General features: G+C 73.5%; 22 protein-coding genes. 6 read left to right on the top strand and 16 right to left on the bottom strand.

Translation table 11 applies throughout. The annotated features are described in order from the left end of the window. Positions 1–21: 21 nt before the first annotated feature. Genes C1N80_RS12440 through C1N80_RS12460 form a run of 5 tightly spaced genes read left to right on the top strand, consistent with a single transcriptional unit; the run spans position 22 to position 5,624 of the window. Complete coding sequence (locus tag C1N80_RS12440; protein WP_137771053.1) at positions 22–1,512, top strand: malate:quinone oxidoreductase; 1,491 nt, start codon at positions 22–24, stop codon at positions 1,510–1,512. 44 nt (positions 1,513–1,556) lie between these two features. Further along, on the top strand, positions 1,557–2,342 hold the full coding sequence (locus tag C1N80_RS12445; RefSeq protein ID WP_137771054.1) for a (Fe-S)-binding protein: 786 nt from the start codon (positions 1,557–1,559) through the stop codon (positions 2,340–2,342). Then, positions 2,339–3,922, top strand: coding sequence for a lactate utilization protein B (locus C1N80_RS12450; RefSeq protein ID WP_137771055.1), 1,584 nt, complete (start codon positions 2,339–2,341; stop codon positions 3,920–3,922). The genes C1N80_RS12445 and C1N80_RS12450 overlap by 4 nt, the downstream gene beginning before the upstream one ends. After that, positions 3,919–4,692 (top strand): LUD domain-containing protein, encoded by a 774-nt coding sequence (locus C1N80_RS12455; protein ID WP_137771056.1) that lies wholly within the window; start codon positions 3,919–3,921, stop codon positions 4,690–4,692. The genes C1N80_RS12450 and C1N80_RS12455 overlap by 4 nt, the downstream gene beginning before the upstream one ends. Continuing rightward, positions 4,689–5,624 carry an aldose 1-epimerase family protein gene (locus C1N80_RS12460; protein ID WP_137771057.1) on the top strand — a complete coding sequence of 312 codons (936 nt, stop codon included), beginning with the start codon at positions 4,689–4,691 and terminating at the stop codon, positions 5,622–5,624. The genes C1N80_RS12455 and C1N80_RS12460 overlap by 4 nt, the downstream gene beginning before the upstream one ends. 89 nt (positions 5,625–5,713) lie before the next feature. Here C1N80_RS12460 and C1N80_RS12465 read toward each other — a convergent pair whose 3' ends face one another. The 15 genes from C1N80_RS12465 to C1N80_RS12535 all read right to left on the bottom strand — a co-directional run bounded on the left by C1N80_RS12465 (position 5,714) and on the right by C1N80_RS12535 (position 20,063). Further along, positions 5,714–6,043: an Lsr2 family protein gene (locus C1N80_RS12465; RefSeq protein ID WP_137771058.1), complete on the bottom strand. Its 330-nt coding sequence runs from the start codon at positions 6,041–6,043 to the stop codon at positions 5,714–5,716. 111 nt (positions 6,044–6,154) lie between these two features. Then, positions 6,155–6,364, bottom strand: coding sequence for a hypothetical protein (locus tag C1N80_RS12470; RefSeq protein ID WP_137771059.1), 210 nt, complete (start codon positions 6,362–6,364; stop codon positions 6,155–6,157). A gap of 1 nt (position 6,365) precedes the next feature. Next, the gene (gene lysS / locus C1N80_RS12475) at positions 6,366–7,874 is read right to left on the bottom strand and encodes a lysine--tRNA ligase (protein WP_137771060.1); all 1,509 of its coding nucleotides are present in this window, start codon (positions 7,872–7,874) and stop codon (positions 6,366–6,368) included. 43 nt (positions 7,875–7,917) lie between these two features. Continuing rightward, complete coding sequence (gene panC, locus C1N80_RS12480; RefSeq protein WP_137771061.1) at positions 7,918–8,778, bottom strand: pantoate--beta-alanine ligase; 861 nt, start codon at positions 8,776–8,778, stop codon at positions 7,918–7,920. Then, positions 8,775–9,680, bottom strand: a complete 906-nt coding sequence (locus C1N80_RS12485; RefSeq protein ID WP_137771062.1) for a Rossmann-like and DUF2520 domain-containing protein — start codon at positions 9,678–9,680, stop codon at positions 8,775–8,777. Before C1N80_RS12485 ends, panC begins: the two co-directional genes overlap by 4 nt. Next, a complete protein-coding gene (locus tag C1N80_RS12490; RefSeq protein ID WP_137771063.1) occupies positions 9,677–11,353 on the bottom strand; it encodes a PH domain-containing protein in 1,677 nt (558 codons plus the stop codon). The genes C1N80_RS12485 and C1N80_RS12490 overlap by 4 nt, the downstream gene beginning before the upstream one ends. After that, the gene (locus C1N80_RS12495) at positions 11,350–11,967 is read right to left on the bottom strand and encodes a PH domain-containing protein (RefSeq protein WP_137771064.1); all 618 of its coding nucleotides are present in this window, start codon (positions 11,965–11,967) and stop codon (positions 11,350–11,352) included. Before C1N80_RS12495 ends, C1N80_RS12490 begins: the two co-directional genes overlap by 4 nt. An 88-nt stretch (positions 11,968–12,055) precedes the next feature. Continuing rightward, positions 12,056–12,562: a DUF3180 domain-containing protein gene (locus tag C1N80_RS12500; protein WP_137771065.1), complete on the bottom strand. Its 507-nt coding sequence runs from the start codon at positions 12,560–12,562 to the stop codon at positions 12,056–12,058. Then, on the bottom strand, positions 12,559–13,458 hold the full coding sequence (folK, locus tag C1N80_RS12505) for a 2-amino-4-hydroxy-6-hydroxymethyldihydropteridine diphosphokinase (RefSeq protein ID WP_137771066.1): 900 nt from the start codon (positions 13,456–13,458) through the stop codon (positions 12,559–12,561). Before folK ends, C1N80_RS12500 begins: the two co-directional genes overlap by 4 nt. Beyond that, positions 13,455–14,318 carry a dihydropteroate synthase gene (folP, locus tag C1N80_RS12510; protein WP_370296999.1) on the bottom strand — a complete coding sequence of 288 codons (864 nt, stop codon included), beginning with the start codon at positions 14,316–14,318 and terminating at the stop codon, positions 13,455–13,457. Before folP ends, folK begins: the two co-directional genes overlap by 4 nt. A gap of 15 nt (positions 14,319–14,333) precedes the next feature. After that, on the bottom strand, positions 14,334–14,897 hold the full coding sequence (folE, locus tag C1N80_RS12515) for a GTP cyclohydrolase I FolE (RefSeq protein ID WP_137771068.1): 564 nt from the start codon (positions 14,895–14,897) through the stop codon (positions 14,334–14,336). A gap of 1 nt (position 14,898) precedes the next feature. Next, positions 14,899–16,974: an ATP-dependent zinc metalloprotease FtsH gene (gene ftsH / locus C1N80_RS12520; RefSeq protein WP_137771069.1), complete on the bottom strand. Its 2,076-nt coding sequence runs from the start codon at positions 16,972–16,974 to the stop codon at positions 14,899–14,901. 1 nt (position 16,975) lies between these two features. Then, positions 16,976–17,530, bottom strand: a complete 555-nt coding sequence (gene hpt / locus C1N80_RS12525) for a hypoxanthine phosphoribosyltransferase (protein ID WP_137771070.1) — start codon at positions 17,528–17,530, stop codon at positions 16,976–16,978. Between the two features lie 50 nt (positions 17,531–17,580). Beyond that, positions 17,581–18,663, bottom strand: coding sequence for a tRNA lysidine(34) synthetase TilS (gene tilS / locus C1N80_RS12530; RefSeq protein WP_137771071.1), 1,083 nt, complete (start codon positions 18,661–18,663; stop codon positions 17,581–17,583). Continuing rightward, the gene (locus C1N80_RS12535; protein WP_137771072.1) at positions 18,663–20,063 is read right to left on the bottom strand and encodes a D-alanyl-D-alanine carboxypeptidase/D-alanyl-D-alanine-endopeptidase; all 1,401 of its coding nucleotides are present in this window, start codon (positions 20,061–20,063) and stop codon (positions 18,663–18,665) included. The genes tilS and C1N80_RS12535 overlap by 1 nt, the downstream gene beginning before the upstream one ends. A gap of 67 nt (positions 20,064–20,130) precedes the next feature. Between C1N80_RS12535 and C1N80_RS12540 the strand changes: the two genes are divergently transcribed. Then, positions 20,131–20,643: an inorganic diphosphatase gene (locus C1N80_RS12540; protein ID WP_137771073.1), complete on the top strand. Its 513-nt coding sequence runs from the start codon at positions 20,131–20,133 to the stop codon at positions 20,641–20,643. Between the two features lie 95 nt (positions 20,644–20,738). On the opposite strand, the gene C1N80_RS12545 is transcribed toward C1N80_RS12540, so the two are convergent. Next, on the bottom strand, positions 20,739–21,479 hold the full coding sequence (locus C1N80_RS12545; protein WP_137771074.1) for a hypothetical protein: 741 nt from the start codon (positions 21,477–21,479) through the stop codon (positions 20,739–20,741). Positions 21,480–21,566: the final 87 nt, after the last annotated feature.

The following is a 21,566-nucleotide window of genomic DNA, read 5'->3' on the forward strand; positions in this document are numbered from 1 at the left end:
AACCAGCTGGAACGGAGAGACATGGCTGACCTCAGGGTGGACGTGACCCGCGCGGACGCGGTGCTGATCGGCGGGGGCATCGCGAGCGCGACCCTCGCGGCGATGATCAGCGAGCTCGAGCCCGGCTGGGACGTGCAGGTGATCGAGAAGCTCGACGACATCGGCCTCGAGTCGAGCGACGGCTGGAACAACGCCGGCACCGGCCACAGCGCACTGTGCGAGCTCAACTACACGCCGCAGGACGTCGACGGCTCGGTGAGCCCCGCCAAGGCCATCGCGATCAACGAGCAGTTCCAGGTGAGCCGCCAGTTCTGGGCGCACCTCGTGGAGAACGACCGCATCGGGGACCCCGGCGCGTTCATCCACTCCGTGCCCCACATGAGCTTCGTCCACGGGATCGACAGCGTGGACTACCTGCGCCGCCGCCACGAGGCGCTCACGGCGAACCCCCTGTTCGACCGGATGCGCTTCACGACCGAGCACGCGCAGCTCTCCGAGTGGGCGCCGCTGGTCGCGCAGGAGCGGCCCGTCACCGAGACGATCGCCGCGACCTGGTCCCCAGACGGCACCGACGTCGACTTCGGCGCGCTGACCGGCCTGCTGCTCGAGCACGCGCGCCGCGTCGGCACGACCGTCAGCACCGGCTGGGAGGTCGTGGACCTGCGCCGCATGGGCACGGACTGGGGCGTCATGTCCCGCTCCACGAGCACCGGCGAGACCCGGGTCGTGCGCACCCCGTTCGTCTTCGTCGGCGCGGGCGGCGCGGCGCTGCCGCTGCTGCAGAAGGCCGGGATCCCCGAGATCGACGGCTTCGGCGGCTTCCCGATCTCCGGGCAGTGGCTGCGCTGCACGAACCCCGAGGTGATCGCCCGTCACGACGCGAAGGTCTACGGCAAGGCCGCCGTCGGCGCCCCGCCGATGAGCGTGCCCCATCTCGACACCCGGTACATCGACGGCGAGCGCTCGCTCATGTTCGGCCCGTACGCCGGCTGGTCCCCGAAGTTCCTCAAGACCGGCAGCTACACCGACCTCTTCACGTCGATCACGCCGAAGAACGTCACCCGCATGATGGCCGTGGCGCCGCCGAACCTCGACCTCATGACGTACCTCGCCTCCCAGCTCGCCGCGACGTCGAAGCAGCGCTTCGCGGCGCTCGAGGAGTACATGCCCTCGGCGCGGCCGGAGGACTGGGAGCAGATCACCGCCGGCCAGCGGGTCCAGGTCATCGCCCCGGACAAGGACAAGCACGGCGTGCTGCAGTTCGGCACGCAGGTGATCACCGCGGCGGACGGCTCGATCGGCGGCATGCTCGGGGCCTCCCCCGGCGCCTCGACCGCGACGGACATCATGATCCGCCTGCTGACGCGCATGTTCCCCGAGCGCGAGGACGCCTGGCGCCCGATCATCGCGCGCATGGTGCCCAGCTGGGGCACCCAGCTCTCCTCGGACGCCGACGCCGCGCACGCCTCCCTCGAGCGCACCGCCGCGGCCCTCGGCCTCACCCACGACTGACCACCAGGCGGCCCTCCCGGGGCCGCGGACCCGGAGGGATCCCCATGCGCATCTCGCTGATGACCACCTGTCTGGTGGACGTGATGGCGCCCGACGTCGCCGCGTCGACGGTGCGTCTGCTCGAGCGGCTCGGTCACGAGGTGGTCTTCGACCGCCGACAGACCTGCTGCGGGCAGATGCACACGAACACCGGCTATTACACCGAGGCCGCTCCCGTGGTGCGGCAGTTCGTGGACACCTTCGAGCCCGCGCTCGACGAGGTCGACGCGATCGTCATGCCCTCGGGCTCGTGCGCCGGCTGCGTCCGCGACCAGCACGCGCTCGTCGCACGGCACGAGGGGGACAGCGAGCTCGAGGAGCGCGCCGGCCGCGTGGCCGCGAAGACCTACGAGCTCTCCGAGCTACTCGTGGACGTGCTCAAGGTGACCGACGTCGGCGCCTACTTCCCGCACACCGTCACCTACCACCCCACGTGCCACTCGATGCGCGTGCTCAAGGTGGGGCCGCGCCCGCTGAAGCTCCTGCGGGCCGTCGAGGGCATCGAGGTCGTGAACCTCCCGGAGTCGGACACCTGCTGCGGGTTCGGCGGGACCTTCTCGGTGAAGAACGACGCGACCTCCGACGCGATGGTCACCGACAAGGCCGCGAACGTGGTGCGCACGGGCGCGGACTTCGTCGTCGCCGGGGACGCCTCGTGCCTCATGAACATCGGCGGGAAGCTGCACCGCACAGGCGCGGCGCCCCGGCCCGTGCACCTCGCGCAGATCCTCGCCTCGACCCGCGAGGAGCCGTTCGTGCCCTCGGAGACGATCCTCGGGAGGGCCTCATGAGCGCGACCGTGAACCTGGGCATGCCGGCGGTGCGCCCGCAGCACGCCTCCCCCTCCTCGACGCTGCGCGGGACCCGCGGGTTCCCCGACGCCGCCCGCGAGGAGCTGACCGACGAGGTCCTGCGCGGCAACCTCCGCCACGCGACCACCACGATCCAGGCGAAGCGCGCCGGCGTGGTGCGCGAGGTGCGCGACTGGCAGAAGCTCCGCAACGCCGGCAGCGCCCTGAAGTGGCAGGTCACCGATCACCTCCCGGAGCTGCTCGAGCAGCTCGAGGAGTCCGTGACCGCGGCCGGCGGCACCGTGCACTGGGCACGGGACGCCGAGGAGGCCGGCGAGATCGTCACCTCCCTCGCGATCGAGCGCGGCGCCCGCGAGATCCTCAAGGTCAAGTCGATGGCCACGCAGGAGATCGCGCTGAACGAGACCCTCGAGCACGCGGGCATCCGCGCGATCGAGACGGACCTCGCCGAGCTCATCGTCCAGCTCGCCGGGGACACCCCGAGCCACATCCTGGTCCCCGCGATCCACCGCAACCGCGCACAGATCCGCGAGATCTTCCTCGCGTCGATGCCGGACCTCGACCCCTCGATCACCGACGACCCCGCCGAGCTCGCGGGCGCCGCCCGCCGCTACCTGCGCGAGAAGTTCCTGGACTCCCCCGGCTCCGTCGCGGTCTCCGGCGCGAACTTCGCCGTCGCGGACACCGGCACCCTCGTGGTCGTCGAGTCCGAGGGCAACGGCCGCATGTGCCTGACCCTCCCGCGCACCCTCATCTCCGTCGTGGGGATCGAGAAGGTCGTGCCGAGCTTCCAGGACCTCGAGGTGTTCCTCCAGCTCCTGCCGCGCTCCTCGACCGGGGAGCGGATGAACCCGTACACGACCCTCTTCACGGGCGTGCGCGAGGGCGACGGCCCGCAGGAGTTCCACCTGGTGCTGCTCGACAACGGCCGCTCCGCGGTGCTCGAGGACCCGGACGGTCGCTCCGCGCTGCACTGCATCCGCTGCTCCGCCTGCCTGAACGTGTGCCCCGTGTACGCGCGCGCCGGCGGCCACGCGTACGGCTCGACCTACCCCGGCCCGATCGGGGCGATCCTCTCCCCGCAGATGACCGGGGTGCAGGACGCGGAGGACCCCTCGGCGACCCTGCCGTACGCCTCGAGCCTGTGCGGCGCGTGCTACGACGTGTGCCCGGTGAAGATCGACATCCCCGCGATCCTCGTGCACCTCCGCGCGAAGGACGTCGACCGTCGTCGCGGCACCCGCGGCGAGTTCCACGGCGCCTGGGACGTGTCGATGAAGGGCGCGAGCCGGCTCATGTCCTCCCCCCGCGCCTACGACATCGCCGTCCGCTCGGCGGGCACGCTCGCGAAGGTGATGCCGGGGAAGAACATCGGCACGCTGCCCCATGCGCTGCCGATCGTCCCGGGCTGGACCGACCACCGCGACCTGCCCAAGCCCGGACCGTCCTTCCGCTCCTGGTGGGACCAGCACGAGAAGCAGCGCGCCGCGGGATCGGCGTCCGGAGCGGGCGCCGCACCGGCGACCGGCGGCGACGAGCAGCAGGAGGACCAGGCATGAGCACGAGGCCCGCCGCCCGCCCCGTCCGCACCCCGGGGCTGAGCGCCAAGGAGGAGATCATGGCGCGGCTCCGCGCCGCCCTCGACGTGCCCCGCCGCGACGCGGTCACCGAGGCGGCCGACGTCCCCCGCGACTACCAGCGGGCCGACGACCGCCAGGAGGTCTCCACGGACCCCGCCAAGGTGCGCGACGTGCTCGCCCAGCGCATCGCGGACTACCGCGCGACCGTCCACCGCACGACGCCCTCCCAGCTCCCGGCCGCGATCGCCGAGGCGCTCGACGGCGCCGGATCGGTGATCGTCCCGCCCGGCGTCCCCGAGGGGTGGACCGCGCAGGTCGCCGCGACCGTGCAGGTCGACGACGGCACCCCCGGTCCCCGCGAGCTCGACGTCATCGACGCGGTCCTCACCGGCTGCCACACGGCGATCGCCGTGACCGGCACCCTCGTGCTGCGCTCCGACGACCTCTCCGGACGCCGGGCGCTGACCCTCGTCCCGGACCGCCACGTGGTCGTGGTGCAGGCCGACCAGGTGGTGCTCGGCGTGCCCAAGGGCATCGAGCGCATGGGCGAGGACCCCGCCTCCCCCTGGACCCTGATCTCCGGGCCGAGCGCCACGAGCGACATCGAGCTCGAGCGCGTCGAGGGCGTCCACGGTCCCCGGCAGCTGCACGTCGTCCTCGTCGACCCCGAGCCGGAGCCGGAGCCCGACTCCCCCGCCCCGGACGGCACCTCCGCCTCCGCCCCGACCTCCCAGGAGACCTACCGATGACCGTCCCCTCCCCCGCCTCCCGCGACCGCGGCGCGCTGCTCGCCCTCGCCGCCGGGCCGTACCGCGTCGAGGTCTCGACCGTGGGCGCGACCCTCGAGTCGCTCACCGTCGGCGGCCGCGACCTGCTGGTCCGCAGCCCCGAGCAGGGCCCCATGGCCCATTACCGCGGGGCGATCGTCGCCCCGTGGCCGAACCGCATCGGGGACGGCGCCTACACCTGGGACGGCCAGGAGCTGCAGACCCCGATCACCGAGGTCGAGCGGGGCAACGCCCTCCACGGCCTGGTCTCCTTCCAGGAGTTCGCGGTCGCCGAGGCCGGGGAGGACGAGCTCGTGCTGCGCACCGAGCTGTTCCCCACCCCCGGCTACCCCTTCCACCTGCTGCTCACGGTGCGCTACGCGCTGCACGAGGGCACGGGCCTGACGACCACCGTCACCGCCCGGAACCTCGGTGCGGCGGACGCCCCCTACGGCGTGTGCCCCCACCCCTACCTCGTCGCGGGGCCGGAGCCGCTGGACACCTGGACCCTGCAGGTCGCCGCGGCGACCGTGCTCACGGTGACCGAGGACCGCCTGCTGCCCACCGGCACCGCCCCGGTCGCCCCGGGCTCCGACTTCGACTTCTCGTCGCCGCGCGTGATCGGCGACCTCTTCATCGACCACGCGTTCACGGATCTCGCACGGGACGAGGACGGCCGGCTGACCGTGACGGTCACCGCCCCGGGCGGCACGGGCGTCGAGCTCAGCGCGGGCGAGGAGTGCCCGTGGCTGCAGCTGCACACCGGGGACCGCCCCGAGCCGGAGAACCACCGCCTGGGTCTCGCGACCGAGCCGATGACCTGCCCCCCGGACGCCTTCCGCTCCGGCGCCGACGTGGTGCGCCTGCGTCCGGAGGCGGAGCACACCGCGGCCTGGTCGATCCGCGGCTGGTGACCGCCCGCCGCTGAGCGGCGCACCGCAGGACGAGCTCGGGCCCGTCACCCCCGGAGGGTGACGGGCCCGAGCTCTCGGATCACCGCGGATCAGTCGCGGTGGGCCTCCTCGTAGGCGGAGCGCAGCGACGCGGCCACGCGGCCGCGGTCGGGGACCTCGTAGCCGTTCTCGCGGGCCCACTCGCGGATGCGGGCGGAGTCGCCGGAGGAGGCGGCGCGGCCGGCGCGGGTGGTCGAGCGGCGACCGCCCACGCGGCGGGCCTTCGCAGTCCACTCGCCGATGTCCTCGCGCAGCTTCGCGGCGTTCTCCTCGGAGAGGTCGATCTCGTAGGAGACGCCGTCGAGCGAGAAGCTCACCGTCTGCTCCGCCGTCGAGCCGTCGATGTCGTCGACGAGCTCCACATAGGTCTTCCGGGCCATGTCGGTACCTCCTCAGTACACAGTGTTCTCCGACTTCGTGAGAAGTGGAGGTCGATGGTCGTGCACCATTATGTGCGCGGCGGCCGAATATACACAACCGCCGCGCCGAATTCATGAGGAATTCCGCGCCGTTCCGGTTCCGCCGGCCGCATCGGGATCGTCGATTTTGTGACGAAGGCGGTATTCCTTCTCCGCCGCCTTCTCGGCGTCGCGCTCACTCTTGTCCGAGCGCAGCAGCGCACGCATCACGAACCAGAACACGAGCCCCACGGCGACCGGCGGGAGCAGGGAGCCGGCCTCGTACCAGAATCCACTGTCCATCTCAGGCCCCCGGCTTCACGAGCGGGAAGAGGATCGTCTCGCGGATGCCGAGCCCGGTGAGCGCCATGAGCAGGCGGTCGATGCCCATGCCCATGCCGCCCGTGGGCGGCAGGGCGTACTCCATCGCCTCGAGGAAGTCCTCGTCCAGGAGCATCGCCTCGTCGTCGCCCTGCGCGGCGAGCCGCGCCTGCTGCTCGAAGCGCTCACGCTGGATGACGGGGTCCACGAGCTCGGAGTAGCCGGTGCCGAGCTCGAAGCCGCGCACGTAGAGGTCCCACTTCTCGACGACCCCGGGGGTGTCCCGGTGCGCGCGCACGAGCGGGCTCGTCTCGACCGGGAAGTCCCGGACGAAGGTCGGAGCGTGGAGGTGGTCGCCCACGCGGTGCTCGAAGAGCTCCTCGACGAGCTTCCCGTGGCCGAACTTCGGGTGGTCCAGATCGAGATCGAGCGAACGAGCGATCGCGCGCAGCTCCTCGACGGTGGTCTCCGGGGTGATCTCCTGGCCGAGGGATTCCGAGAGGGAGCCGTAGACGGTGATCTTCGCCCATTCTCCGGAGAGGTCGTATTCGGTGCCGTCGGCGAGCGTGACGACCTGGGATCCGGTGACCGTCTCCGCGGCCTCCTGCACGAGCTGCTGCGTCAGCTCGCCGATCGTGTTGTAGTCCCCGTACGCCTGATATGCCTCGAGCATCGAGAACTCCGGGGAATGCGTGGAATCCGCGCCCTCGTTGCGGAAGTTCCGGTTGATCTCGAAGACACGGTCGAGGCCGCCCACGGCCGCGCGCTTGAGGAAGAGCTCCGGTGCGATCCGCAGGTAGAGGTCGAGGTCGAAGGCGTTCATGTGGGTCACGAACGGGCGTGCCGCGGCGCCCGAGGGGACCACCTGCAGCATCGGCGTCTCGACCTCGACGAACTCGCGGCGGTCGAAGGAGCCGCGCAGGGAGCGCATGAGGGCGGCGCGCTGGCGCACCGTGTCCCGCGCCTGCTGGCGCACGATGAGGTCCACGTACCGGCGGCGCACGCGGGACTCCTCGGAGAGGTCCGCGTGGAGCACCGGGAGCGGGCGCACGGCCTTCGCGGCCATCTGCCAGGCATCGGCGAAGATGCTCAGCTCGCCGCGGCGGGAGGCGCCCACGCGGCCGTGGAAGAACACGTGGTCGCCGAGGTCGACGTCCGCCTTGTACTGGGTCAGGCGCTCCTCGCCGACCTCGGCGAGGCTCAGCATGATCTGGATGCGCTCGCCCGCACCGTCCTGGACGGTCGCGAAGCACAGCTTGCCGGTGTTGCGCTGGAAGACGATGCGGCCGGCGATGCCCACCTCGACCTGCGTCTCCTGCCCGGCCTCGAGCTCGCCGTGCTCGGCACGGACCGCCGCGATCGTGGTGGTGACCGGCACGGAGACCGGGTAGGCCTCCTCACCGCGGTCGAGCAGTCGCTCCCGCTTGGAGCGGCGGACCGCCATCTGGTCGGAGGTGTCCGGCTGCTCGGCGGCGGGGGTCTCGTTGCTCATGGACGCGATTGTCCCACGACCACCCCGGACGGGGCCCGTGAGCTCAGGGTGCTGTCAGCGACACCACGGTCGCGTCGAGCAGGCGCGTGCCCTCGACCCGGGCGGCGAGGACGACGAGGGCCTCCCCGCGGTGCTCCGGGGTGATCGGGTCGAGGGTCGCGGGGTCCACGGCGAGCGCATAGGCCCACTCCGCCTCGTCCGACCCGAGCGCGTCGGCGAGGGTCCCGAGGACGGCGCCGACGGAGGGCGCGGCCTCCTGGGCCGCCGTGATCGTGCGGGAGAGCACGAGGGCGCGCTCACGGCCGGCGTCGGAGAGATAGGTGTTGCGGCTCGAGCGGGCGAGGCCCGTGGGCTCCCGCTGGATCTCCACGGGCTCGATCCGCACGGGGAGGTCGAGGTCGGCGACGAGGCGGGTGAGGATCGCGAGCTGCTGGGCGTCCTTGCGGCCGAACACGGCGACGTCGGGCGCGGCGAGCGTCAGCAGCTTCGTGACGACCGTGACGACCCCGTCGAAGTGCCCGGGACGGGCGGCGCCCTCGAGGAGCGTCCCGGCGCGGCCGGCGCTCACCGAGACGGTCGGCGGCAGCACGGGGTACATCTCCTCGGCCGAGGGCGCGAAGACGAGGTCCACTAGCCCGTCGACGGCGGCGAGGTCCGCGTCGAGGTCCCGCGGGTAGGCCTCGTAGTCCTCCCCCGGGCCGAACTGGAGGGGGTTGACGAAGTCGCTGAGGATCACGTGGTCCGCGACCTCGCGGGCGCGGGCGACGAGCGCGAGGTGGCCGTCGTGGAGGGCGCCCATCGTGGGGACCAGCGCGACGGTCCCCGGCAGGGCCGCTCGGGCCTCGCGGAGGGCGGCCTTCGTGGTGACGAGGTCGGTGGTGCGATCGGTGCCGGGGCGGGTCATGCGTCCTCCGTGTCGGGGTCCTCGAGCAGGGCGCGGATCCGCTGCTCCGTGAGGGAGGGTAGTCCCGAGCGGTCCAGGGCGGCGCGCGCGAGGGCGCGGTAGGTGGCGGAGGTGTCCGCGGGATCACCGGGCAGAGCGGTCGCGTCGAGGTCGTCGAGCGCGCCGAGGTGGGAGGCGACGGTGCCGGCGTCCCCGCGCACCACCGGTCCCGTGAGCGCGGCGGAGCCGTGCCGCAGGGCGTTGTCCAGGGCGGCCTCGAGCAGGGGCCGGAGCAGGTGCCCGGGCTCCTCGATCCCGATCCTCGCGAGCGCCTCGCGGGCCTGGTCCACGAGCACGACGAGGTGGTTCGCGCCGTGGGCGAGGGCCGCGTGGTAGAGCGCGCGGTCCCCCTCGGGGAGGACGAACCCCTCCCCTCCGAGCTCGACCACGAGCGCCGCGGCGATCGGGGCGAAGAGCTCGCTCGCCGTGATCGCCATGGGGCAGCCGAACAGTCGCGGGAGGTCGTCGCGGGTGCCGGTGAAGGTCATGGCGGGGTGGATCGCGAGCGTCGCGCACCCGGCCTCGGCGAGCGGGGCGAGCACCTCGGTCCCGTAGCGGCCGGAGGTGTGCACGACCAGCTGGCCTCCGGGCACGAGTCCCGTCGCGGCGATGCCCGCGGCGAGCGGGCCCAGCTGGTCGTCGGGCACGGCGAGGAGCAGCAGCTCGCTGCGCTCGACGATCGCGGGCACGTCGAGCAGCGGCACCCCGGGCAGGAGCTCCGCCGCCCGCTCGCGGGAGACGTCGGAGACGGCGTAGGCGCCGGTGATCGCATGGCCCTCCGCGCGCAGCGCCGCACCGAGCACGGCGCCCACGCGGCCCGCGCCGATGATGCCGATGCCGAGCCGGGGCGCGTCGGCGCTCATCGCCCCTCCCCCGTCCGTGATGCGCCGGAGGCGGCCGGTGCGGCCGCGGCCAGCGGCGGGACGGGCCAGCCGTCGCGCTTGGTGTAGCGGCGCGCGGTCGCGGCGTCGAGGGCGAGGGCGGCGTGCAGCACGAGGGCGTCGGCCCGCGGCAGGGCGTCGAGCTCGACCGTGTGACCGGCGACGGCGACGGAGAGGTCGAGGCTCCCGAGCCGGCGGGCGAGCGGGCCGTCCCCCACGGAGAGCTCCTGGACGCGGTCACGGGGGACGATCTGCACCCGCCGGGCGAGGAGACCGCTGCGGCGCACCACGGCGCCGGGGAGCAGGACGGTGACGACGGTGCGCCGGGCGTACCACTGCAGGGGGTGCGGCGCGCGCAGGCCGGGCAGCTCCCGGGCGGGCGCGGTGAGCAGCCGCTCGAGCGCGGCGAGGTCGTCGCCGGTCCCCAGCGGCGGGGCGAGGTGGCCGATGGTCGACGCGAGCTCGTCCGGGGTGCCCACGGGGAGCACGCTGCGGGCGCCGCCGTCCTCGTCCTCGTCGATGCCCGCGACGGTGACGGTCACAGCGGTCCAGCGCGGGGCGCGCCACAGCAGCGGCCGGCGCAGCTCGAGGCGCTGGATGCGGCCCGGGGCGATCGTGTCCGCCCGGGTGTTCGCGAGGCCGCGGCGCATCCGCAGCCCGGAGTCGGAGACGCGGGAGACGAAGCCCCAGCCGCTCTCGATGCGGCCGAACACGTAGCGCGGGACCGCGATCACGGCGGGGAGCAGCGGCACGAGGATGGCGATCGAGAGCCCCTCCTGCCAGATCGCGAGCGCGATCGTCACGCCCAGGCCGATGACGCTCGCGGCGAGGCCCAGCAGGAAGGAGCTGTCGCGCAGCAGGGAGCGGACCAGGCGCTCGGTGGGGATCTCGGCGATCAGCTCGCCGTCGGTGACGCCGTCGTGCAGGATCGCCCGGGCCCTCGCGGCGAGGTCCCCCTCCCCTGCGGGACGGTCCGCGGGATCGGGTGCTCCCGGCGACGACGTCGCCGCGGCTCCAATCGCCGGCGCAGCCCCGGGATCGACGGGCGTCCCCGGGGCCCTCGCCGCCGCTGTCCCCGACGTCTCCGCGCCGGCTGCTCCGGTCGCGCCCGCGGGCCCGCCGTCGGCCGACGCCCCGGCCCCGGGCGCAGGTCCGTCCACGGTCGCCGGTCCGGCCCCGGGCACGGTCCCGGCGGCGACCTCGAGGATCCGTCGCCGCAGGTCCTCCGCCTCCGCGGAGCGCACGTAGGCGATGTCGAGGTAGGACTCGCCGCCGCCGGCGACCTCGATCCGCACCTTCGCGAGGCCCAGCAGGCGCGCGAGGAGGGGACGCTCGAGGGAGACCGACTCTATCCGGGCGCGCGGGGCGAACTGCCGGGTGCGGCTGAGCAGACCGCTGCGGCGCACCACGCCGTCCGCGTCCACGCCGTAGCTCGTGGCCCACCACGACAGGGCCGAGACCACGACGCCGATGACCACCGCGGCCCCGAGGACCCCCAGGCCGATCAGCAGCCGTCGCACGGTGAAGTCCCCCACGAGGGCGGCGAGATTCTGCGCGGTGAGCACGGCGACCGCGCCGACCACGATCCGCCACCCGGTGACGAGCGGGGTCAGCGGGTGGGTGCGACGGTGCCCCGGAGGGAGCGCGGAGCTCACAGCGCCGCCATCCGGTCCACGCCGCGCTCCGCGAGGAGGCCGCGCAGGCGCTCCGCCTCGTCCCGCGGGAGGCCGGGCAGCGAGGGCGCCTCGTCGGAGGCGCCGGTCGTGAGCTCGAGGGTCGCGAGGCCGTAGCGGCGCTCGATCGGCCCCTCGCCGATCGTCACGGACTGCACTCGGCCGTAGGGCACGGTCGAGACCGTGCGGAACATGACCCCGCGGGCGATCACGAGCTCCTGCTCGCCGTCGAGGTAGCCGATCGCCCGCACCCGGCGCGGGGTGAGCAGCAGGGACTGGACGATCACGGCGAGCGGCACGACGGCGACCGCGGCGATCCACCACCAGGAGGTGATCGCGGCGAGCACGACGGCGCCGACGGCCAGGGCGAGCGCGATCACGTACCCCGGGATCGCCGCGAGGTAGCGGGCGGGGACGAGCGAGGGCGAGACCGGGCGCAGCCCGTCGACGCCGAGCAGCCTCCCGTCGCGGATCGTCGGGGCGGGCTCGTGCCCGGCGGCGGTCCCGTGCGGCGTGCTGTGCTCGACCGGCGCGGTGGGCTCGCCGGGTGCGGTGGGCTCGTGCGGCGCGGTGGGCTCGTCGGGCGAGGAGGTCATGGGGACATCGTGTCATCGATGCCGGGGCGCAGGGCTCCCCGGAGGTCGAGGGACGCTCCGACGGACGTCGCCCCCGTCGCCGCCCGGCTCAGGACCCGACGTGCGCGCGCTCCCCGCCCTCGCCGTCCTGCGGGGGCAGCGTGCCCCAGCGCTCCACGACGACGCCCAGAACGCCCAGGGCAGTGCCCGCGAGGGCCGCGGCGGTGCTCGGCACCACCGCGGTCCACAGATCGCCGGTGCCGGTGACCAGGAGGAACAGCGCCTGCCCGGAGAACAGCCCGCCGACGATCGCGCCCGTGTAGGCGCAGGCCCGGGCGATCAGCACGGTCCGGTAGGCGGTGGGCAGGTCGATCTGGTGACGGCGCGGGGCGAGCGTGGGGTGCTCGTCGCGGTCCCGGCTCTCGACCATGTAGCGCCGCAGCGGGAGGCCGTGCACGAGCAGCACGCCGATGAGCGCGAGCTCGACGACCGTGGTGAGCCAGCCCGTGACCGGGACGCTGCGACCGCGGGCCGCCATGACGTCGAGGACCTGCGCGCCGAGGCCCGTGCCGATCAGCCAGATCAGCACCAGCAGCGGGATGCTCAGCGGCTTCACGAGCGCGCGTACCCCGGGATCGCGGGGCCGGGGCGCAGGCCGTCCCGGTCGGGGGCGACCGCGGCGAGGGCGGCGACCTCGCCGCGCCCGGGCAGCAGGGCCCCGGGCCGGGCGAGCCGCCACGGCTCCAGCACGAAGGCGCGCTCATGGGCGCGCGGGTGCGGGAGGGTGAGCTCCTCGTCCTCGCTCGTGTGTGCGCCGTAGGCGATGACGTCGACGTCGAGGGTGCGCGGGCCCCAGCGCACGAGGCGCTCACGGCGGGCGTCCTGCTCGAGGCGCTGGCACTGCGCGAGCAGCGCGAAGGGCGACAGCGCGGTGCGCACGCCGATCACGGCGTTGAGGAAGGCGTCCTGCTCGACCCCGCCCACCGGGTCGGTCTCGACCACCGGGGAGGTCCAGTCCACCTCGACACCGGGCGTGCGGTCCAGGAGCTCCAGCGCCCGCGCGAGGTGCTCTTCGCGGTCACCGAGGTTGGTGCCCACGGCGAGCACCGCGTCGACGGGCTCGGCGTCGCGGACGATCCGCAGCCGCACGTCGTCCACGGGCAGGCCGACGGGCGCCGCGGGCTTGTGCACGGTCACCTCGATGCGGCGCACGAGGGGGTCGCCGATCGTCCCCAGCACCCGGGCGGCGAGGCGCTCGGCGAGGGTCTCGACGAGCGCGACGGGCTCGCCCTCGATCTCCTCGCGGGCGATCCGCGCGACCTCGGCGTAGTTCACGGTCCGCTCGAGACGGTCGCTGCGGCCGGCGGCGGCGGTGTCCACGTGCAGGGCGACGTCCACGACGAACTGCTGGCCGAGCTCCGTCTCCTCGGCGAGCACGCCGTGGCGGCCCCAGGCGCGGATCCCGGCGACGTCGATGCGGTCGCGGGCGGGCTCGGTCGCGGCGAGGCTCATGCGCGCTCCTCCTGTCGGGTCCCCCGGGCATGGCGCAGGCGGTCGCCGACCCGCACCGCGGCGAGGTTCGCGGGCACCTCGTGCACGCGCACGGCCCAGGCGCCGCGCTCCGCGCTGTAGGCGCTGATCGCGGCCGTCGCCGCGTCGCGGTCCACGTCGAGCGCCCCCACGAAGCGTTTGCGGGAGGCGCCGATGAGCACGGGCAGGCCGTGGGAGGCGATCGACTCCCAGTGCGCGAGCAGCTCCCAGTTCTGGTCACCGGTCTTGGAGAAGCCGAGCCCCGGGTCCGCGACGAGGAAGTCGTCCTCGAGCCCTGCGGTGCGGAGCGCCTCGAGGCGGGCGTCGAGCTCGGCGGCGCTCTGCGCGGCGACGTCCTCGTAGACGGCGAGGTCGTTCATGACGTCGCTGTGGCCGCGCCAGTGCATCGCGATGAACACCGGCGGGGTGCCCAGTCGCGTGCGCAGGCCCGCGGCGATGGTGCCCATGTCGCGGTCCGCGGAGCCCGCGGAGACGTCGTTGACGATGAGCGCACCGGCCTCGACGGAGGCCGCGGCGACGGAGGAGCGCATGGTGTCCACGCTCAGAGTGACCCCCTCGGCGGCGAGGGCGGCGACCACGGGGAGCACGCGTCGCAGCTCCTCCTGCTCGTCGACGCGGGGAGCGCCCGGGCGGGTGGACTCACCGCCCACGTCGATGATGTCCGCGCCCTGCTCGAGGAGGAGCCGGGCGTGCGCGACGGCCTCCTCGTAGCGGTCGTGGTGGCCGCCGTCGGAGAAGGAGTCGGGGGTGACGTTGAGGACGCCCATGACGAGCGTGCGGTCCTCCCCCAGGGACGCGGGCAGCCCCCGGGGTCGGCGCACCGGCGTGCCCACGGCTCAGCCCCGCTGGATGAGGCTCATGGCCTCGGCGCGGGTCGCGCCGTCGCGCAGCTGACCGCGCACGGCGCTGGTCACGGTGCGGGCGCCCTCGGCGCGCACGCCGCGCATGGACATGCACTGGTGCTCCGCCTCGAGGACGACGATCGCGCCGGCCGCGCCGAGCTCCTCCATGAGGGCCTCCGCGATCTGGGTCGTGATCCGCTCCTGCACCTGCGGGCGCCGCGCGTACACGTGGACGAGGCGGGCGAGCTTGCTCAGCCCCGTCACGCGTCCGTTCCCCGGGATGTAGCCCACGTGGGCGACGCCGTGGAAGGGCAGCAGGTGGTGCTCGCACAGCGAGTGGAAGCGGATGTCCCGCACCAGCACGAGCTCCTGGTGGTCGATCTCGAAGGTCGTGGACAGCGGCTCGTGCGCGTCCTTGTCGAGTCCCTCGAAGACCTCGGCGTACATGCGCGCCACCCGCGCCGGGGTGTCGCGCAGCCCGTCGCGGTCGGGGTCCTCCCCGATGCCCGCGAGGATCTCGCGGACACCGGCGGCGACGCGGTCCAGGTCGACCGGCATCTCAGTACCCCGTCCCGTCGCTCTGACCGGGGGCGCCCGGGATCCCGGGGCCGTCGCCGCCCGGATGGGGCAGCTCGGGGGCGCCCGGCTGCAGCGGCTCCCCGGCGTCGTGGGACTCGGTTCCCGTGCCGGTCGTGCTCACGCCGACGCTCGGCGGGGCGAGGGCGGGGCGGTCGGTGTCCGACTGCCACACCTCGCGCCGCGGGTGCTTGCGGACGTCCGCGAAGATCGCGGCGAGGTCGTGCTCGTTGAGGGTCTCCTTCTCCAGGAGCTCCTCGACGAGCCGGTCCAGCACGTCGCGGTTCTCGGAGATGACGGCCCAGGCCTCGTCGAGGGCGTTGTCGAGCAGCGCGCGGACCTCCTGGTCCACGATGCTCGCCGTCTCCGCGCTGTAGGCGGGGCCCTGGCCCTGCTGCATGCCCACGAAGACCTCGTCCTGGTCGCCGGAGAGGGCGACCTGGCCGATCTTCCCGCTCATGCCGAGCTGCGTGACCATCGTGCGCGCGATCTTCGTCGCGTTCTGCAGGTCGGAGCTGGGACCGGTGGTGACGTCGTGGAAGATGCTCTCCTCGACGGCGTAGCCGCCCATGGCGTAGGCCAGGCGGTCCAGCAGCTCGTTGCGGGACTGGTAGTTGCGGTCCTGGGTGGGGACCACCATCGTGTAGCCGCCCGCGCGGCCGCGCGGCAGGATCGTCACCTTGGTGACCGGGGCGGAGTTGTTCATGGCCGCCGCCACGAGCGCGTGGCCGCCCTCGTGGTACGCGGTCATCTGGCGCTCGCGCTCGGACATGACCTTCGAATACCGCTGCGGGCCCATGGAGACGCGGTCGATCGCCTCGTCCAGCGCCCGGTTGTCGATGATCTGGTTGCCGGAGCGGGCCGTGAGCAGCGCGGCCTCGTTGAGCACGTTCGCGAGATCCGCACCGGACATGCCGATCGTGCGGCGGGCGACGGCCTCGAGGTCGACGTCGTGCGCGAGCGGCTTGCCCTTCGCGTGCACGGTGAGGATGTGCAGGCGGCCCTTGAGGTCGGGCGCCTCGACCGCGATCTGGCGGTCGAAGCGGCCCGGGCGCAGCAGCGCCGGGTCGAGGATGTCCACGCGGTTGGTGGCGGCGATGAGGATGACGTTCTGGTTCTCGTCGAAGCCGTCCATCTCGACGAGCATCTGGTTCAGCGTCTGCTCGCGCTCGTCGTGGCCGCCGCCCATGCCGGCGCCGCGATGGCGGCCCACGGCGTCGATCTCGTCGATGAAGATGATCGCGGGGGCGTTCTCCTTCGCCGTCGAGAAGAGGTCGCGCACACGGCTCGCGCCGACGCCCACGAACATCTCCACGAAGTCGGAGCCGGAGATCGAGTAGAAGGGCACGTTCGCCTCGCCGGCCACGGCCCGCGCGAGGAGCGTCTTGCCGGTGCCGGGAGGGCCGTACAGCAGCACGCCCTTGGGGATCTTGGCGCCCACGGCCTGGTACTTGCCCGGATCCACGAGGAACTGCTTGATCTCGTCGAGCTCCTCGACGGCCTCCTCGGCGCCCGCGACGTCCGCGAAGGTGACCTTCGGGGACTCCTTGTTGAACAGCTTCGCCTTGGACTTGCCGAACTGCATCGCCCGGCCGCCGCCGCCCTGGGCGTTCATGATGAGGAACCAGAACAGGCCGATGAAGATCAGCAGCGGCAGGAAGGACACCAGGAGCGTCGACCACCAGGAGCTGGTGGCGATCTCGTCGGTGTAGCCCTTCTCGGGATCCGCGGCGGTGACGGCGGAGACGACGTCGTCCGCGCGGGCGGTGACGTAGGAGAACTGGACCTTCTTGCCCTTGTCCTCGTCGCCGTCCTTGTAGTTCTCGGTGAGCACGAGGTCGACGCGCTGCTGGTTGCCGTCGATGATCTTGGCCTGCTCGACGGTGCCGCCCTTGAGCAGCTCGAGCCCCTGCTCGGTGTCGACCTGCTGGTAGCCGTCCCGACCGAGGAAGGTGAACAGGACCATGCCGGCCAGCAGCGCCACCACCACCCAGATCGCGATGGAGGTGAACGGGCGCTTGCGCCGCCCGGACCGGGAGGTGGAGGGGTCGTTCGCCATGTCAGCCCTCGTAGACCGAGCGCTTGAGGACGCCCACGTAGGGGAGGTTCCGGTAGGTCTCCGCGTAGTCGAGCCCGTAGCCGATGACGAACTCGTTGGGGATGTCGAAGCCGAGGTAGCGCACGTCGATCTCGACCTTCGCGGCGTCCGGCTTGCGCAGCAGGGTCGCGATCTCGACGGACTTCGGGCCGCGCGAGCGCAGGTTCGCGAGGAGCCACTTCAGTGTGAGCCCCGAGTCGATGATGTCCTCGACGATGAGCACGTGGCGGTTCGAGATGTCCGCGCCGAGGTCCTTGAGGATGCGGACGACGCCGGAGGACTTGGTGCCCGATCCGTACGAGGAGACGGCCATCCAGTCCATCTCGACGCTGAGGTCCGTCGCGCGGGCGAGGTCCGCCATGACCATGACGGCGCCCTTGAGCACGCCCACCATGATCGGGGGCTCGTCCGCGTAGTCCTCGGCGATCTGCCGGCCGAGCTCGGCGAGCCGATCGGCGATCTGCTGCTCGGTCAGCAGCACGCGATCGACGTCGGGGTGGATGTGCGTCTGGGGCACGCGGGTCTCCTCCGTGGGTGCGTGGGTGCGGTCGCCGCGCCTCGAGGTCCTCAGGGGTCACCCCTTCGCCATACCAGCATTCCGTCGCGACGAGCGACCTCGATCCTACCCGGAAGGGGCACCGCTGCCTGACCGTGCCATGTGACGGTCAGGGAGTCCGCGGCGAGCACCTGCCGGCGCAGCAGGGACTTGCCCGAGGAGGAGCCCGCGGCGGCCGCCGCACGGCGCGAGGCGTCGCGCAGCACCCGGGTGCGCAGCGGGGTCGGGGCGGCGGCGAGGGCGTGCACGTCCAACAGCAGCAGGTCCCGCTCCTCCCGGAGCTCGCCGCCGTCGCGGGTGAGGGCCGCGAGCAGCTCCTCGGCCTCGGCGTCGAGATGGTCGGCGTCGGGGCGCACGAGCTCGGCGGTGCGGGCGAGGTTCTCATCGATCTGCTCGCCGAGCAGCTCCCGCAGCAGCGGGAGCGCCCGGTGGCGCACGCGGGCACGGAGCAGGGACTCGTCCGCGTTCATCGGGTCCTCCCACCACTCGAGCTCGTGCACGCGGCAGATCTCCTCGGTGTCCGCGCGGCGCAGCCAGGTGCTCTCGTCGCGGCCGCTACCGAGGAACGGTCGCAGGATCGCGCCGCGGCGGCGCGGGATCCCGGCGAGTGCGCGGGGCCCGGCGCCGCGGGCGAGGCCCATGAGCACCTGCTCGGCCTGGTCGTCGAGGGTGTGGCCGAGCAGCAGCGCGAGCGAACCCCGCTCCTCGACGAGGTGGACCAGGGCCTCGTGGCGGGCGGTGCGCGCGGCGGCCTCGACGCCGCCGCCGGTCGTGAGGTCCACGGCGACGTGCAGCACGATCGCCTCCGCACCGAGGTCCTCCGCCTGGACCCGGGCGCGCTCGGCGACTCCCGCGGAGCCCTCCTGGAGACCGTGGTCGACGATCGCGGCGAGCGTGCCGAGGCCCATGCGGCGTCCCACCCACACCGTGGTGGCGAGCAGGGCGAGGGAGTCCGCCCCGCCGCTGAGCCCCACGACGAGGGTCGGGGTGTAGCGGGCGGCGTCGGTGTCGTCGGCGAGCTGCTCGATCCGCTCGGTGAGCGCGAGCCGCACCGCCGTGCGGGCGCGGGCGACGACGGGCGGCGGTCCGGCCATCACTCGCCCTGGACGAGCTCGGCGGCGACGGCGTCCGCCGCGGCGCGGGCCTCCGCGGCGCGCGAGCCGTCGAAGCCGTGGACGACGATCGAGTAGCCGACGGTCCGGCCGTCGGGGAGGACGGCGGTCCCCGCGAGCGCCGAGGACCCGCCCAGGTAGCCGGTCTTGCCCCGCACCAGGCCGCGGGCGGTGCTCGCCTCCTTCTCGGAGAACCGTTCGGCGAGAGTCCCGGAGAGCCCGGCGATCGGCACGTCGTAGAGGATCGGGGTGAGGGCCGGCACGCCGCCAGAGGCGACCTCGCCGAGCACGGCGGCGAGCAGAGCGGGCGGGACCCGGTTCTGCGTCGAGAGGCCCGAGGCGTCCCGGATCACGAGGTCGTCGAGGTCGCTCGAGGGCACACCGACCTCGGCGGCCAGCTCGCGGACCCCGTCGGTGAGGGCGGCGGCCGCACCCTCGGGCGTGGTCGGCTCGCCGCGGGCGGCGGCGAGCAGGTGGCCGAGCAGCTCGGCGGTCGTGTTGTCGGAGATCTGGAGGGTGTGGCGGACGATCTCGGAGAGCGGCGCGGACTCGACCTCGACGGCGGCGGCGCCCTCCGGCGCGGTCCCCTCGGAGACGGACCCCTCCACGTCCACCCCCTGCTCCCCCAGCAGCTCGGCGAAGCGGGAGGCGACGTCCCCGACGGGATCGGTGGACTTGGGTCCGTATTCCTCGCCGTCGAGCCACCCCTCGTCCAGAGCCATCGCCGCGGTCGGGGTGACCCAGCCGCCCGCGGTCCCGTTGCTCCCCCATGCGGGGTTCTCCCCGCCCTGGATCGCGGAGGTGTCCACGGCGAGGTGGACCGTGCCGCTCCCCTGCTCGCGGGCCAGCCCCGCGGCACCCTCCGCGAGAGTGCGGAGGTCGCCCTCGTCGAGCGTCATGTCACCCTCGCCCTGCAGCACGACAGTGCCGTCGCTCACGAGGGCCCGTGTGGTCAGGGTCTCCCCGGGGTCCACCTCGCTCAGCAGCGCGGCGGCGGTGAGCAGCTTGAGGGTCGACGCGGGCACCCGGGCCGTCCCGGCGTCGCGCTCGGCGATCACCTCGCCGGTCCCGGCGTCCACGACGCTGTAGGCGAGGTTCCCGTCGACCACCGGCTCGGAGGCGTGCTCGTCCATACGGGAGGCCAGGTCGGCGGAGGTTTCCGGGTCCACGCTCGGCGCTATCCCGCCGCTCGGGGCGGGCACCGTGACGCGCTCGTCGTCCTCGGCGACGGCACGCGGGCCGGCCTCCTGACCGCTCCCGGAGGAGACGGTCGTGAGGACCCCCGGGAAGGCGTCGGCGAGGTCGCCCACCACGTAGAAGCTCAGCGGGACGGCCGCGCACAGCGCGATCGCCGTGTTCCGCCATATGCGCTCGGAGACCATTCCCCCACGATAGAGTGTCGAGGTCAGTACGAGAGCCCGCTGGGCCAGGAGCAATGGAGCGGCAGTCGTGGAATTCGACGTGACCATCGAGATCCCCCGGGGGAACCGCAACAAGTACGAGGTGGATCACCACAACGGTCGCATCCGGCTGGACCGGATGCTGTTCACCGCCACCCGCTATCCCGATGACTACGGGTTCATCGAGGGCACCCTCGGTGAGGACGGCGACCCGCTGGACTGCTTGGTCCTGCTCGAGGAGCCGACCTTCCCGGGCTGCCTGATCCGCTGCCGTGCGCTGGGCATGTTCCGCATGCGCGACGAGGCCGGCGGCGACGACAAGATCGTGGCCGTGCCCGTCGGCGACCGCCGTCAGGTGCGTCGTCAGGAGCTCACGGACGTCTCCGAGTTCCACCGCCTGGAGATCCAGCACTTCTTCGAGGTCTACAAGGACCTCGAGCCGGGCAAGAGCGTCGAGGGCGCCCACTGGGAGGGCCGTTCGGACGCCGAGGCCGAGATCCGTCGCTCCTACGAGCGCGCCGTCGGCACCGAGCACGAGAACGAGTTCACCCGCGTCGACTGAGCGCGGCGCGTCCGAGGCACGGCCCCGACCGAGCGGAAGGGCCCCGGATCCTGTGATCCGGGGCCCTTCGACGTCGGGTGCGGGTGTCGCCGGGGTCAGCCGCGGCGGGCGTCGACCTGGTCCGGCGCGGTCCCCTCGACGGTCTCCCCATGGACGGTGACGGCCTGGGCGAAGATGTCCTCGAGGGCGGATACGACGCTGCGGGAGACGGCGCGGGCGCCCGCCCCGCCGATCACGGCGCCGATCCCGAAGGGGAGCAGCCGGCCCAGCCAGAGGCTGCCGCTGCGGGAGAGCACGCGGCGCCGCACGTACTTCGAGACCTGCTTCGTCACGAGCGAGGGGACGACGCCGCCGCCGGCGAGCACGCTCCCCCACTGGTGGCCGGAGCGACCCATCGCACGGGCGATGATCTGCTCGCCGCGCTCCCCGCTGAGGACGGCCATGAGCACGAGCCGGCGCGTGTTGCGGTCGCGCATGTCGATCTCGTGGATCTCCGCCGTCGCGAGCATCGCGAAGGCCGCGGCCTCGCCGAAGCTGAGCCCCTCGCCGACGGTCAGTCCCATCGCCGCGATCGTGCCGATGCCGGGGAGGGCGGCGGCGCCGCCGATCCCGGCGCCGCTCGCGGTCGCGAGCAGCGTGAAGCGGCGGGAGATCATGCGCAGCAGCTCGGCGCGGTCCGCCTCGGGGTGCGCGGCGCGCAGGTGCGCGACGTAGCGGCGCGCGAGCGGCGCCTGCGCGGCGACCGCGGAGTCGAGCACGGCGATCCAGCGCTCGTCGAGCGCGCTGTCGCCCTCCTCCGCGGGGATCTGGGCGGGGGTGTTGTCGGTCGAGGTCACCGGGTGCTCCGTTCCGTCGGTGGTGGGACGGGGACAACCTACCCGGAGAGCCCGGGACCGCCCTGCGCGGCGCGGTCCGGGGCGGCG

The organism is Brachybacterium sp. SGAir0954 (assembly GCF_005490785.1).
Lineage (GTDB): Bacteria > Actinomycetota > Actinomycetes > Actinomycetales > Dermabacteraceae > Brachybacterium > Brachybacterium rhamnosum.

Excerpts from the sequence above, each read along its gene's own strand:
- C1N80_RS12440 (WP_137771053.1), top strand. The coding sequence starts at position 22 with ATGGCTGACCTCAGGGTGGACGTGACCCGCGCGGACGCGGTGCTGATC.
- C1N80_RS12445 (WP_137771054.1), top strand. The coding sequence starts at position 1,557 with ATGCGCATCTCGCTGATGACCACCTGTCTGGTGGACGTGATGGCGCCC.
- C1N80_RS12450 (WP_137771055.1), top strand. The coding sequence starts at position 2,339 with ATGAGCGCGACCGTGAACCTGGGCATGCCGGCGGTGCGCCCGCAGCAC.
- C1N80_RS12455 (WP_137771056.1), top strand. The coding sequence starts at position 3,919 with ATGAGCACGAGGCCCGCCGCCCGCCCCGTCCGCACCCCGGGGCTGAGC.
- C1N80_RS12460 (WP_137771057.1), top strand. The coding sequence starts at position 4,689 with ATGACCGTCCCCTCCCCCGCCTCCCGCGACCGCGGCGCGCTGCTCGCC.
- C1N80_RS12465 (WP_137771058.1), bottom strand. The coding sequence starts at position 6,043 with ATGGCCCGGAAGACCTATGTGGAGCTCGTCGACGACATCGACGGCTCG.
- C1N80_RS12470 (WP_137771059.1), bottom strand. The coding sequence starts at position 6,364 with ATGGACAGTGGATTCTGGTACGAGGCCGGCTCCCTGCTCCCGCCGGTC.
- lysS (WP_137771060.1), bottom strand. The coding sequence starts at position 7,874 with ATGAGCAACGAGACCCCCGCCGCCGAGCAGCCGGACACCTCCGACCAG.
- panC (WP_137771061.1), bottom strand. The coding sequence starts at position 8,778 with ATGACCCGCCCCGGCACCGATCGCACCACCGACCTCGTCACCACGAAG.
- C1N80_RS12485 (WP_137771062.1), bottom strand. The coding sequence starts at position 9,680 with ATGAGCGCCGACGCGCCCCGGCTCGGCATCGGCATCATCGGCGCGGGC.
- C1N80_RS12495 (WP_137771064.1), bottom strand. The coding sequence starts at position 11,967 with ATGACCTCCTCGCCCGACGAGCCCACCGCGCCGCACGAGCCCACCGCA.
- folK (WP_137771066.1), bottom strand. The coding sequence starts at position 13,458 with ATGAGCCTCGCCGCGACCGAGCCCGCCCGCGACCGCATCGACGTCGCC.
- folE (WP_137771068.1), bottom strand. The coding sequence starts at position 14,897 with ATGCCGGTCGACCTGGACCGCGTCGCCGCCGGTGTCCGCGAGATCCTC.
- ftsH (WP_137771069.1), bottom strand. The coding sequence starts at position 16,974 with ATGGCGAACGACCCCTCCACCTCCCGGTCCGGGCGGCGCAAGCGCCCG.
- tilS (WP_137771071.1), bottom strand. The coding sequence starts at position 18,663 with ATGGCCGGACCGCCGCCCGTCGTCGCCCGCGCCCGCACGGCGGTGCGG.
- C1N80_RS12535 (WP_137771072.1), bottom strand. The coding sequence starts at position 20,063 with ATGGTCTCCGAGCGCATATGGCGGAACACGGCGATCGCGCTGTGCGCG.